This window comes from Mesorhizobium sp. CO1-1-8 (assembly GCF_020164875.1).
In the GTDB taxonomy this organism is placed as follows: domain Bacteria; phylum Pseudomonadota; class Alphaproteobacteria; order Rhizobiales; family Rhizobiaceae; genus Mesorhizobium.
Genome location: NZ_JAIUGZ010000009.1, coordinates 11,986 through 24,262, shown reverse-complemented (window position 1 = coordinate 24,262; position 12,277 = coordinate 11,986). Strand labels below are relative to the sequence as shown.

The following is a 12,277-nucleotide window of genomic DNA, read 5'->3' as shown; positions in this document are numbered from 1 at the left end:
GAACCAAGCCGTGGAGCAATGGCTGCCTTGGCGTGCCCGGAAAAACGATGGGGCCTGTCGGATTTCATCAGCATCAAACGTCTTCCAGATAATCGAGCGCCGATGCGGCCAACAATCAGGCCAAGCGACAGTCGTCAAACGATCGCGGTGACCTATTTCGGTGACCAGCACGGGGCCGACAACCGGGAAAGGAGACCATCATGCTCGCAAACAGCAACGCAACGGCAAATCTGGCGGTAAGCGACCTGGCAAAGGCCAAGGCTTTCTATGAGGGAACGCTTGGCCTGAAACAGGTGCACGATGAGGGCGGCGAACTGATCGTGTACAAAAGCGGCGATACCACCCTCAACGTCTATCATTCGCAATTTGCCGGAACCAACAAGGCGACAGCGGTGACCTGGATGGTTGGCGACGGGATCGGCGATATCGTCAAGGCGCTGAAGTCGAAAGGCGTCACCTTCGAGCACTATCAGATGCCGGGCCTGACGCTGGAGGGCGATATCCACGTCGGTTACGGAATGAAGGTCGCCTGGTTCAAGGATCCAGACGGCAACATCCTGAACCTTGTGGACGGGTAGATTTCTTCACCTCACCTTGCCAGGCCAAGCGCGAGGTAGGTGAGCGCCGAAATCAAAGCGGTGGCCGGCAGGGTGACGATCCAGGCAATGACGATGTTGCCGGCAATGCCCCAGCGCACGGCCGAGACGCGGCGGGCGGCGCCGACGCCGATGATGGCGCCGGTGATGGTGTGCGTGGTCGATACGGGAACGCCGAGCCAGGTCGCGGCAAACAGCGTGATCGCCCCACCTGTCTCGGCGCAAAAACCCTGCATCGGGTTCAGCCGGGTGATCTTCGAGCCCATGGTGTGGACGATGCGCCAGCCGCCGAACAGTGTGCCGAGCGCCAGTGCCGTCTGACAGGTGAGCACGACCCACAGCGGCACGTAGAATTTTTCGCCGAGCATGCCTTGTGAATAGAGCAGCACGGCGATGATGCCCATGGTTTTCTGGGCGTCATTACCGCCGTGCCCCAGGGAATAGAGCGAGGCGGAAAAGAACTGCATGACGCGAAAGGTGCTGTCGACCGCAAACGGCGTCTGGCGCACGAAGAGCCAGGAAACGGCAAGGATCAGGACAAGAGCCAGGACAAAACCGGTCGCCGGCGACACGACGATTGCCGCAACCGTCTTGCCGAGCCCTGTCCAGACGATGGCGCCCACGCCTGCCTTTGCCACACCGGCCCCGACCAGGCCGCCGATCAGCGCGTGCGAGCTGCTCGAAGGGATGCCGGCGATCCAGGTGACGATGTTCCAGACGATGGCGCCGACGAGCGCTGCAAAGATCACCGCCGGGGTAACGATGCTGACGTCGACGATACCTTTGCCCACGGTCTCGGCAACGTGGAGGCCGAAGAACATGAAGGCGATGAAATTGAAGAAGGCCGCCCATAGCACCGCATATTGCGGCCGCAGCACCCGGGTGGAAACGATGGTGGCGATGGAATTGGCGGCATCATGCAGGCCGTTGAGAAAATCGAAAAACAGTGCGACGGCGACGAGGCCGGCCAGCACGGGAAAGGCAATGGTTGCTTCCATCACCTAGACATTCTCAATGACGATGCCGCTGATCTCGTTGGCGACGTCCTCGAAGCGGTCCACCACTTTTTCCAGCTGGCCATAGATCTCGCTGCCGATCATGTAGGCCATCGGGTCGCTGCTGCCGTGCTTCCTGAAGAGATCCTTCAGCCCTTGCTCGTGCAGGTCGTCGGCCCGGCTTTCGACGCGCATCACCTCTTCGGCGATGGCGTTGAGGCGCACAGTATGCGTCGCGACCTTGTTGAGCAGCGGGACCGCCTCGGCCACCAGCTTGGCGGCGGCGACGATGACGCCACCCATTTCCTGCATCAGCGGATCGAACTCCTTGCGCTCGAACAGCTTCACCGTCTTGACCGTCTTGTGCATCATATCGATGGCATCATCCATCGACTGGATCAGGTCCTTGATGTCGCCGCGATCGAAAGGCGTGATGAAGGAGCGCCGCACCGCCAGCAGCACTTCCGCGGTGATGTGGTCGGCCTCATCTTCGAGATCGATGATTTTCTGGCACCAGAGGTCGATATCCCTGCCCTGGAGAAGCTGCTCCAATGCCTCGGCGCCGCCGACCACGGTGCGGGAATGTCGTTCGAACAGATCGAAGAAGCGATCTTCGCGCGGCAACAGCTTGCGGAACCAGCCCAGCATGGTCGATCTCCCAGTTTCATCCACATAGCGCCGCATCGCGCCGCGGGAAACAGGTAGCCGGCTTAAAGGTGTGGATGCCGGGCAATTGTGCGTGGTGCTTGCGGTAGAGCACAATTTCCCCGACCTTGCAGCGAACGACCGGAAAGATCGCATGATCGACAAGCTGGAATTCTTCATCGCGCTCGCCAGGGAAGAGCATTTCGGCCGGGCGGCGGAGGTGTGCGGCGTCACCCAACCGACGCTCTCGGCCGGCATCAAGCAGTTGGAAGGCCAGCTTGGCGTCATGCTGGTCCTGCGCGGCTCACGCTTCCAGGGGCTGACGCCGGAGGGAAAACAGGTGCTGGTGTGGGCACGCCGCATCGTCGGCGACACCAGGACCATGCGCGAGGAAATGCGCGCGGCGCGCCATGGCCTTTCGGGCCGTATCCGCATCGCCGCCATCCCGACGGCGCTCGCCATGCTGCCGCGGCTGACGACGCCGTTTCGCGAAAAGCATCCCGGCGTCACCTTTTCGGTGCTGTCGCGGACCTCGATCGAGGTGCTGTCGCTGCTCGGCAATTTCGACATCGATGCCGGCATCACCTATCTCGACAACGAGCCGCTGGGGCGGGTGACCAGCGTGCCGCTCTATGACGAGCGCTACCAACTGATCACCGCGATGGGAAATCCCTATTCCGACCGCGACAAAGTGACATGGGCGGAGCTCTCAAGCCTGCCGCTGTGCCTGTTGACGCCGGACATGCAGAACCGCCGCATCATCGACCAGCATCTGGCCGAAGCCGGCGTGCAGGTGCGACCGACGCTGGAATCCAATTCGATGATCGTGCTGTTTTCGCACATCCGCACCGGCAAATGGTCGTCGATCATGCCGCTCAACCTTGCGGAAACATTCGGCTTTTCCGAGCCCATCCGGGCCATTCCGATCATCGAGCCAGATGCCAGCCACACGGTCGGCCTGGTGGCAACCCCGCGCGAACCGCACACACCTTTGGTCTCGGCGCTGCTGGACGAGGCAATGGCGCTGGCGGACGATTTTCATGCCAACCGTTCCGCTAGACAGGGTTAGTCGAACGGGACGATAGGAAATTTCTATCGTACAACGAAACCGCTTTATTGATTCCAGAGGTTTTCTCTGTTTTCTTAAGCACTTAGCGATAAAGCGGCACGCGCATGTCGTTGTTCCAAAACAGCTTGATGCTTTTGGCCGATATGATGGGTCGCTACGATAGGGAGGGCGCTGCATGACAATGCAGCCTGCAAGTACCGAGATTACGTCGCGCACGGCCGCGATCATCCAGGAGCTGAAGGGCCTCGAAGGCCCGTTGCTGCCGATCCTCCACGGCATCCAGGAAGAGTTCGGCCATGTGCCCAAGGATGCGCTGCCGGTCATCGCCGATGCGCTGAACATTTCCAGGGCCGAGGTGCACGGCGTCGTCAGCTTCTATCACGATTACCGAAGCCACCCGGCAGGCCGCCATGTGCTGAAGCTCTGCCAGGCGGAATCCTGCCAGTCCATGGGTTCGGACGCCATCGCCGCGAAGCTGAAGCAGCTGCTGGGCATCGGCTTTCATGAAACGACCCGCGACGGGTCGGTGACGCTGGAGCCGGTCTATTGTCTCGGCCTGTGCGCCTGTTCGCCCGCCGCCATGCTCGATGGCGAAGTGATCGGGCGGCTCAATGACGAGAAGCTCGACGAGATCGTTGCCGAGGTGCGCTCATGATCCCGCGTATCTACATTCCCGGCGATTCCGGTGCACTGGCGCTTGGCGCGGAAAAGGTCGCCAAGGCGATCGCAAGTGAACTCGCCGAGCGCGGCATCGAGGCCAAGATCGTGCGCAACGGTTCGCGCGGCGCCTATTTTCTCGAACCCATGGTCGAAGTTGCGACAGCCAATGGCCGCGTCGCCTATGGGCCGGTCAAGCCATCCGACGTCAAAGGCCTGTTCGACAGCGGCTTCCTCACCGGCGGCCATCACAGGCGCTGGCTGGGCACGCCGGACAAGATCCCCTTCCTGGCCAAGCAGACGCGGCTGACCTTCGCGCGCTGCGGCGTCACCGATCCGCTGTCGCTGGAATCCTACAAGAAGCATGGCGGGTTGAACGGGCTGACGAACGCGCTGGCGCTGACGCCTGCCGCCATCGTCGCTCAGGTGACCGAATCCGGCCTCCGCGGGCGTGGTGGCGCAGGCTTCCCGACCGGCATCAAGTGGAAGACGGTGCTCGATACCGTGGGCGATCGCAAATACATCGTCTGCAACGCCGATGAGGGCGATTCAGGCACCTTTGCCGACCGCATGATCATGGAGGGCGATCCCTTCGTGCTGATCGAAGGCATGACGATCGCCGGTATAGCCACGGGCGCGACCAAGGGCTTCGTCTATGTCCGCTCGGAATATCCGCATGCGGTGGCGGTGATGAACAAAGCCGTCGAGGTCGCCCGCAAGGCCGGCGTTCTTGGCGCCAGCGTGCTTGGTTCACCTTACGCCTTCGACATGGAGATCCGGGTCGGCGCCGGCGCCTATGTCTGCGGCGAGGAGACGGCGCTGCTCGATTCGCTCGAGGGCAAGCGCGGCATGGTGCGGGCAAAGCCGCCGCTGCCGGCGCATAAGGGGCTGTTCGGCAAGCCGACGGTGATCAACAACGTCATCTCGCTCGCATCCGTGCCTGTCATCATGGACAAGGGTGCGGCCTACTACAAGGATTTCGGCATGGGCCGCTCGCGCGGCACGATTCCGATCCAGATCGCCGGCAATGTCAAATATGCCGGGCTGTTCGAAGCCGCTTTCGGCATGACGCTGGGCGAGATCGTTGACGAGATCGGCGGCGGCACGGCCACCGGTCGGCCGGTGAAGGCAGTGCAGGTCGGCGGACCGCTTGGTGCCTATTTCCCGCGCACGCTGTTCGACACGCCATTCGATTATGAAGCCTTCGCAGCCAAGGACGGGCTGATTGGTCATGCCGGCATCGTGGTGTTCGACGACACTGCCGACATGTTGAAACAGGCGCGCTTCGCCATGGAGTTCTGCGCCATCGAAAGTTGCGGCAAGTGCACGCCCTGCCGCATCGGCTCGACGCGCGGAGTCGAAACCATCGACAAACTCGCCGCGGGCATCGAGCCCGAGAAGAACCTCGCTCTGGTCACCGACCTCTGCAACACTATGAAATTCGGCTCGCTCTGTGCGCTGGGTGGCTTCACGCCCTACCCTGTGATGAGTTCGATCACCCATTTCCCCGACGACTTCAAGCCCGCGCCTGTGCGCGTGGCTGCCGAATAGGAGCTGGCAGATGAACATCAAGGCCGACTTCCCATCCCTCGTCGAAGAGATCGACTACGGAACCCCGCAATCGAAGGCGCAGAAGCAGGTCACGCTGAACGTCGACGGGCGCAGCATCACCGTACCGGAAGGCACCTCGATCATGCGTGCCGCGATGGAGGGCGGGGTCGAAATTCCGAAGCTTTGCGCCACCGACATGCTGGATTCGTTCGGCTCGTGCCGTGTCTGTCTTATCGAGATCGAAGGGCGCGGCGGCACGCCGGCCTCCTGCACGACGCCCGTCGGCGAAGGCATGATCGTGCGTACGCAGACCGAGCGGCTCGATGCCATTCGCCGGGGCGTCATGGAGCTCTACGTCTCCGACCATCCGACCGGCTGGAACGAACAGGCCGGAACCGGCGCTAGCGAGTTCGATGCGGTGGCGAAGTCGATCGGCCTGACCGAGAACCGCTACGGCATCGAAGGCCGCAACCACGTCAAGCCGGAAGGTGGCGTTGCGCCCGGCCATGGCTCGCTGGCGGTCGACTACATCGCCCGCGACGAATCCAACCCCTATTTCACCTATGATGCTTCGCAATGCATCGTCTGCTCGCGCTGCGTGCGGGCCTGCGAAGAGGTTCAAGGCACGTTTGCGCTGACCATCGAGGGACGAGGCTTCGAATCCCGGGTTTCGGCGGGAATGCACGAGGCGTTCATCGATTCGGAATGCGTGTCCTGCGGCGCCTGCGTGCAGGCCTGTCCGACCGATGCGCTGCGTGAGAAGACCGTGCTTGCAAAGGGCCTGCCGGAGCGCTCGGCCGTCACCACCTGCGCCTATTGCGGCGTCGGCTGCTCGTTCAAGGCGGAGGTGAAGGACGACGAGGTCATTCGCATGATGCCCTACAAGGAGGGCAAGGCGAACCACGGCCATTCCTGCGTCAAGGGCCGTTTCGCCTATGGCTACGCCACCCACAAGGACCGCATCCTGTCGCCGATGATCCGCGAAAAGGTCACTGATCCGTGGCGCGAAGTGAGCTGGGAAGAGGCGATCGCCCATACCGCCAAGGAATTCCGCCGCATTCAGTACCAGTACGGACGCACCGCGATCGGCGGCATCACCTCGTCGCGCTGCACCAATGAGGAAACCTATCTCGTCCAGAAGATGGTGCGGCAGGGTTTTCGCAACAACAATGTCGATACCTGCGCACGCGTCTGCCATTCGCCGACGGGCTACGGACTCGGCCAGACCTATGGCACCTCGGCCGGCACGCAGGATTTCGATTCCGTCGACTTCACCGACGTCGCCGTGATCATCGGCGCCAATCCGGCTTCCGCCCATCCGGTGTTCGCCTCGCGGCTGAAGAAGCGGCTGCGCCAGGGCGCCAAGCTGATCGTGCTCGATCCGCGCCGCACCGAGATGGTCAAGTCGGCCCATATCGAAGCGGATTACCACCTGCCGCTGAAGCCCGGCACCAATGTGGCCGTGCTGACGGCGCTGGCGCATGTGATCGTCACCGAGGGCCTGTTCGACGAAGCCTTCATCCGCGAACGCTGCGACTGGACGGAGTTCCAGGATTGGGCATCGTTCGTCGCCTTGCCGGAAAACAGCCCCGAAACCGTCGGCAAATTGTCCGGCGTCGATCCCGAGTTGATCCGGGGTGCCGCCCGCCTCTACGCCACCGGCGGCAACGGTGCGATCTATTACGGCCTCGGCGTGACGGAACACAGCCAGGGTTCGACCACTGTGATGGCAATCGCCAATCTCGCCATGGCCACCGGCAATATCGGCCGGCCCGGCGTCGGCGTGAACCCGCTGCGCGGCCAGAACAACGTGCAGGGCTCCTGCGACATGGGCTCCTTCCCGCACGAACTGCCCGGCTACCGCCATATCTCCGGCGAAGCCGTGCGCGATATCTATGAGACCTTGTGGGGCGTGAAGCTGGACGACGAACCCGGCCTGCGCATCCCCAACATGCTGGATGCCGCCGTCGACGGCAGCTTCAAGGGCATCTACATCCAGGGCGAGGACATTCTCCAGTCCGATCCCGACACCAAGCATGTCGCCGCCGGCCTTGCCGCGATGGAATGCGTCGTCGTGCACGACCTGTTCCTCAACGAGACCGCAAACTACGCGCATGTCTTCCTGCCGGGCTCGACTTTCCTGGAGAAGGACGGCACCTTCACCAACGCCGAGCGCCGCATCAACATGGTGCGCAAGGTTCTTGAGCCGAAGGCGCGCTACGCCGATTGGGAGGCGACGCAGGAGCTTGCCCGCGCGATCGGGCTGGACTGGAACTATCAGCATCCCTCGCAGATCATGGACGAGATCGCGATGACGACGCCGAGCTTCGCCGGCGTCTCCTTCGAGTTGCTCGACCGTGTCGGATCCGTGCAATGGCCCTGTAACGAGAAGGCGCCGCTCGGCACCCCGATCATGCATATCGATGCGTTCGTGCGTGGCAAGGGCAAGTTCATCCGCACCGAATATGTGGCGACGGACGAGAGGACGGGGCCACGCTTCCCGCTGCTGCTCACCACCGGCCGCATCCTCAGCCAGTACAATGTCGGCGCGCAGACCAGGCGCACCGACAACAGCATGTGGCACTCGGAGGACCGGCTGGAGATCCATCCGCACGATGCCGAGAACCGCGGCTTGCGCGACGGCGACTGGGTCCGGCTGACCAGCCGCTCGGGCGAAACGACGCTGCGCGCGCTGATCACCGACCGTGTGTCGCCCGGTGTGGTCTACACGACGTTCCATCATCCGGACACGCAGGCCAACGTCATCACCACCGACTTCTCCGACTGGGCGACCAACTGTCCGGAATACAAGGTGACGGCGGTGCAGGTCGGCGCCTCCAACGGGCCATCGGAATGGCAGCGCGACTATGACGAGCAGGCACGCAACAGCCGTCGCATCGCGAAGCTGGAAGCGGCGGAGTAGTCTTGAGCGCGCGCCGCAAAGCCACGACCCAAGTATCGCGGCTGGCGCGCCGCGCGGTAGGCACGACCGCTACCGACCGGATGGTGCCGGAAGAGACGCCGGTGGCGTTCTCCTTTGCCGGCACCACCCACGCCGTGATGATGGCGAGCCCGGCCGACTTCGAGGATTTCGCGCTCGGCTTCTCGCTGACCGAAGGCATCATCTCGTTACAGGATGAGATCGAAGCAATCGAGGTCGAGGACCATGGCGCCGGCATTGACATCCAGATCCGGCTGAAGGACACCGCCAACACGCGCTTCGAGGCGCGGCGGCGAAGGCTCGCGGGGCCGGTCGGCTGCGGGCTCTGCGGCATCGAATCGATCGAGGAAGCGATGCGCTCGGTCGACGCGGTCGGTGCGTCCAAACTTACACTTGACGCCGATGACATCGTCGCCTCGGTCAAGCTTTTGTCGAAAGTGCAGCCGCTGCACACCGAGACCGGAGCGGTGCACGCCGCCGGTTTCTATGTGCCTGACAAGGGCATCGTCATGGCGCGCGAAGATGTCGGCCGTCACAATGCGCTCGACAAGCTGGCCGGCGCGCTGGCCAAAGCCGGCATCGATGGTGCATCCGGGGCTGTCGTGGTGACATCCAGGGTTTCGGTTGAAATGGTGCAGAAGACGGCTTCTATCGGCTCGGCCTTCATCATCGCCGTCTCGGCGCCGACCGCACTTGCCATCCGCACGGCGCAAGAGGCCGGCATGACTCTGGTGGCGCTGGTTCGCGGCGACGATTTTGATATTTTCACCCACTCCGACCGGGTGGTTTACGGAGTTGCCAAGCATGTCGCATGACGAAGAACACATTATGAGCACCGCCGAGAAGCTGGTGCGCATGGCAAACCAGATCGCCGATTTCTTCCATTCCAAGTCGCGCGAGGAAGGCATTGCCGGCGTCGCCGAGCACATCAACAAGTTCTGGGAGCCGAGGATGCGGCGGCAGTTCTTCGAGATGCTGGACGACGGCAGCGGGAACTTCAACGAGTTGGTGGTGGCCGCCTCCGCCAAGATCAAGCGGCCGATCACGCCGGCTGCGGCCGACCTCAAACTCGGCCTCGAGCCCTCCCCTGCCGACGTCGCCGCCTCGCAGGAATAGCCGCCAAGCCGCGCCGGCTTATATTTGCCAACGCTAAAGTTTAAACTGCCGCAATCCGCGCCGTTCTGCTATGGTTCGACGACCAGAAATCGTCAGGCCGGGGTGGAAATCTCGTGAGGCCGATCGAGACGCGATACGCCCGTAGCGGCGATGTGCGGATCGCCTATCAGGTGGTCGGGCAGGGATCGCTCGATCTCGTCTTCGCGCCGGGTTTCATTTCCAACCTCGACCTGCACTGGGAAGACGAGGGCTATACCAGGCTCTTGAAGCGGCTCTCGGCATTCTCGCGGCTGATCCTGTTTGACAAGCGCGGCACGGGTCTTTCCGACCGCGTCGACGCGCATAACCTGCCCAGTCTCGAAACGCGAATGGACGATGTGCGCGCGGTTATGGACGCCGCCGGCAGCGGCCGTGCGGCGCTGCTCGGCTCCTCCGAAGGTGCGCCGATGGCGATGCTGTTCGCCGCCACCTATCCGGAGCGGACGCGAGCTCTGGCGCTCTATGGCGGCTATGCGCATTTCCACAAATGGGTGATGTCGCCCGAACGCCTCAAGGCTTTCATCGCGATGGCGGAGACAGCCTGGGGCACCGGCGCCACGCTGCCCCATTTCGCGCCGAGCCGGGTCGACGACGCGCATTTCGCTCAGTGGTGGGCACGTTTCGAACGATTGTCGGCGAGCCCGACGGCGGCGGCGGCGCTGGCGCGCATGAACGCCGACGTCGACATCCGCCATATACTGAGCGTGATCAGCGCGCCAACGCTTGTGATACATCGCCGCAACGATGCGCGGGTCGACCCCGACGCCAGCCGCTTCCTTGCACAGAAGATCGCCGGTGCCCGGCTTGTCGAGATTCCCGGACGCGACCATCCGATCTGGACCGGCGATGTCGATGGGGTGGCCGACCTGATCGAGGAATTCCTGACCGGCGAGCGCGCCGTGGGCGAAGTGGACCGTGTTCTGGCGGCGCTTCTGGTGACACGCATCTACGACACGGCGCGGCTTGGCGACCGGATGTGGAGCGAACGCAGCCAACGCTTCCAGGAAACCTGGCGGCTGCTGGTGGGGCGCCATGGCGGGCGTTCGGCGGGCCTGCATGGCGAGTTGATGATTTCGCGCTTCGACGGCCCGGCACGCGCCATACGCTGCGCGGCATCGCTGCGCGAGGCGGCGCAGGAAATCGGCGTGGCAAGCGCGCAAGGGGCGCATGTGGGCGAGATCGAAGTGCGCGGCCCGCCTGTTGGGATGACGGTGCGGGTGGCGATGCAACTGGCCGCCCATGCCGGGCGCGGCGACATTATCGCGTCGCGTCTCATCGCCGACCTGGCGGCTGGGTCGGGCCTGCATTTCACCGACGCCGGGCGCATCAGCGTCGACGAGTTGGAGGAGCCGCTGGCGCTGGTCCATGCGACGTCCGAACAGCATCTGGAACCCGCCTGCAGGCCCAAACCCAAGGCTGCCGAGCCGGCCGCACTGACGGCGCGCGAAAGCGAGGTGGTAAGCCTCGTCGCCGACGGCAAGAGCAATGCCGCGATCGCCGCCGAATTGAGGCTGAGCGAACACACGGTTAAGCGCCATGTCGCCAACATACTGCTCAAGCTGGACCTGCCGTCGCGGGCGGCGGCGGCGGCGTTCTCAGTCAGGCACCCTGGCCCGCACGGGCCATGAGAGCCATGGCGCTTTCGGGGGAAGCGGCCAAGACGGGTAAGCGGTATCAGTTCTCTCCACGCAGGCCAGGCGGATGTCGCCGGAAAAGGTGCTGCGAACGGAGGAGGAAATGCTGACGTCGAACCGGACACTCAAATTGCTTGTGATCGCTGCAAGCGTGGGCGCGTTGTTCGCCATCACTCCGGCAAAGGCCGAGGACGCGTCCGCGGCGGCCGCCTACAAGGACATCGAGGCAACGCTCGGCTCGGTGCCGGACATGTTCAGGACGCTGCCGGATGTTGCCGTCGCCGGCGCCTGGGCCGAGATCAAGGGCGTGCAGCTCAACCCGAAGACGGCGCTCGACGGCAAGACCAAGGAACTTTTGGGCCTCGCCGTCGCGTCGCAGATCCCGTGCCAGTATTGCATCTATTTCCACACCGAGGCGGCCAAGCTCAACGGCGCCAGTGACGAGGAGATCAAGGAGGCGGTGGCAATGGCCGCCATCGTGCGCCACTGGTCGACGATGCTCAACGGCAGCCAGGTCGATCTGACGACCTTCAAGAAGCAGGCCGACGACGTGTTCGCGGCCGTCAAGGCGAAGTCGCAGTGAGGCAATCCCTGCCCGGCGACGAGCGCCGGCAGCACTTCGACCATCAACCGCCCGGTCGGAAGACGGGCCAATGGAGGATGACATGCTGACCAAGACCCAAACAGTGGATGGCGCATCGATCAAGAAGGCCATCGAAACCCGTGATGGCAAGATGCTGTCGAGCTTCTATGCCGATGACGCGCTGGTGCGGGTGATCGACCGCAACAACCCGCCGAGCAAGCCGCGTGAAATCCGCGGGCGCGCGGCGATCACCACATTCTGGGACGACATCTGCAGCCGCGCGATGACCCACAAAGTCGACTCCACCATCGCCGACGGTGACAGCCTCGCCTTCACCCAGGCCTGCGCCTATCCGGACGGGACCAAGGTGTTCTGCGCGGCGATGCTGGAGTTGAAGAACGGGCGGATCGCAACGCAGACCGTCGTGCAGGCCTGGGACGAGTAGGTCAAC

Annotated in this window: 12 protein-coding genes; 10 read left to right on the top strand and 2 right to left on the bottom strand. The window is 63.4% G+C overall.

The genetic code is table 11. The features are described from left to right. The first annotated feature begins 200 nt into the window (after positions 1–200). Positions 201–578 carry a VOC family protein gene (locus LB558_RS18615; protein ID WP_224698903.1) on the top strand — a complete coding sequence of 126 codons (378 nt, stop codon included), beginning with the start codon at positions 201–203 and terminating at the stop codon, positions 576–578. Positions 579–589: 11 nt separating this feature from the next. Here LB558_RS18615 and LB558_RS18610 read toward each other — a convergent pair whose 3' ends face one another. Both LB558_RS18610 and LB558_RS18605 read right to left on the bottom strand, forming a co-directional pair. Further along, a complete protein-coding gene (locus tag LB558_RS18610) occupies positions 590–1,594 on the bottom strand; it encodes an inorganic phosphate transporter (RefSeq protein ID WP_224699083.1) in 1,005 nt (334 codons plus the stop codon). Between the two features lie 3 nt (positions 1,595–1,597). Then, positions 1,598–2,239, bottom strand: coding sequence for a DUF47 domain-containing protein (locus LB558_RS18605; protein ID WP_224698902.1), 642 nt, complete (start codon positions 2,237–2,239; stop codon positions 1,598–1,600). 151 nt (positions 2,240–2,390) lie between these two features. Here LB558_RS18605 and LB558_RS18600 point away from each other — a divergent pair, with 151 nt between their 5' ends. From LB558_RS18600 to LB558_RS18560, 9 genes are all read left to right on the top strand, one after another. Further along, positions 2,391–3,305: a LysR family transcriptional regulator gene (locus tag LB558_RS18600; RefSeq protein WP_013528010.1), complete on the top strand. Its 915-nt coding sequence runs from the start codon at positions 2,391–2,393 to the stop codon at positions 3,303–3,305. 175 nt (positions 3,306–3,480) lie between these two features. Then, positions 3,481–3,960 carry a formate dehydrogenase subunit gamma gene (locus LB558_RS18595; RefSeq protein WP_224698901.1) on the top strand — a complete coding sequence of 160 codons (480 nt, stop codon included), beginning with the start codon at positions 3,481–3,483 and terminating at the stop codon, positions 3,958–3,960. Continuing rightward, a complete protein-coding gene (locus tag LB558_RS18590; protein ID WP_224698900.1) occupies positions 3,957–5,513 on the top strand; it encodes a formate dehydrogenase beta subunit in 1,557 nt (518 codons plus the stop codon). The genes LB558_RS18595 and LB558_RS18590 overlap by 4 nt, the downstream gene beginning before the upstream one ends. A gap of 10 nt (positions 5,514–5,523) precedes the next feature. Beyond that, complete coding sequence (gene fdhF, locus LB558_RS18585; RefSeq protein ID WP_224698899.1) at positions 5,524–8,436, top strand: formate dehydrogenase subunit alpha; 2,913 nt, start codon at positions 5,524–5,526, stop codon at positions 8,434–8,436. Positions 8,437–8,438: 2 nt separating this feature from the next. Further along, the gene (fdhD, locus tag LB558_RS18580; protein ID WP_224698898.1) at positions 8,439–9,269 is read left to right on the top strand and encodes a formate dehydrogenase accessory sulfurtransferase FdhD; all 831 of its coding nucleotides are present in this window, start codon (positions 8,439–8,441) and stop codon (positions 9,267–9,269) included. Further along, positions 9,259–9,570, top strand: a complete 312-nt coding sequence (locus LB558_RS18575; protein WP_224698897.1) for a formate dehydrogenase subunit delta — start codon at positions 9,259–9,261, stop codon at positions 9,568–9,570. The genes fdhD and LB558_RS18575 overlap by 11 nt, the downstream gene beginning before the upstream one ends. Positions 9,571–9,683: 113 nt before the next feature. Next, positions 9,684–11,237: an alpha/beta fold hydrolase gene (locus LB558_RS18570; RefSeq protein ID WP_224698896.1), complete on the top strand. Its 1,554-nt coding sequence runs from the start codon at positions 9,684–9,686 to the stop codon at positions 11,235–11,237. 109 nt (positions 11,238–11,346) lie between these two features. Further along, entirely contained in the window at positions 11,347–11,826 is a 480-nt protein-coding gene (locus LB558_RS18565; protein ID WP_412033480.1) for a carboxymuconolactone decarboxylase family protein, read from the top strand. Positions 11,827–11,908: 82 nt separating this feature from the next. Next, positions 11,909–12,271, top strand: a complete 363-nt coding sequence (locus LB558_RS18560) for a nuclear transport factor 2 family protein (protein ID WP_224698894.1) — start codon at positions 11,909–11,911, stop codon at positions 12,269–12,271. The last annotated feature ends 6 nt before the right edge of the window (positions 12,272–12,277 follow it).

Coding starts and splice junctions, on each gene's coding strand:
- LB558_RS18615 (WP_224698903.1), top strand. CDS start 201: ATGCTCGCAAACAGCAACGCAACGGCAAATCTGGCGGTAAGCGACCTG.
- LB558_RS18610 (WP_224699083.1), bottom strand. CDS start 1,594: ATGGAAGCAACCATTGCCTTTCCCGTGCTGGCCGGCCTCGTCGCCGTC.
- LB558_RS18605 (WP_224698902.1), bottom strand. CDS start 2,239: ATGCTGGGCTGGTTCCGCAAGCTGTTGCCGCGCGAAGATCGCTTCTTC.
- LB558_RS18600 (WP_013528010.1), top strand. CDS start 2,391: ATGATCGACAAGCTGGAATTCTTCATCGCGCTCGCCAGGGAAGAGCAT.
- LB558_RS18595 (WP_224698901.1), top strand. CDS start 3,481: ATGACAATGCAGCCTGCAAGTACCGAGATTACGTCGCGCACGGCCGCG.
- LB558_RS18590 (WP_224698900.1), top strand. CDS start 3,957: ATGATCCCGCGTATCTACATTCCCGGCGATTCCGGTGCACTGGCGCTT.
- fdhF (WP_224698899.1), top strand. CDS start 5,524: ATGAACATCAAGGCCGACTTCCCATCCCTCGTCGAAGAGATCGACTAC.
- LB558_RS18575 (WP_224698897.1), top strand. CDS start 9,259: ATGTCGCATGACGAAGAACACATTATGAGCACCGCCGAGAAGCTGGTG.
- LB558_RS18565 (WP_412033480.1), top strand. CDS start 11,347: ATGCTGACGTCGAACCGGACACTCAAATTGCTTGTGATCGCTGCAAGC.
- LB558_RS18560 (WP_224698894.1), top strand. CDS start 11,909: ATGCTGACCAAGACCCAAACAGTGGATGGCGCATCGATCAAGAAGGCC.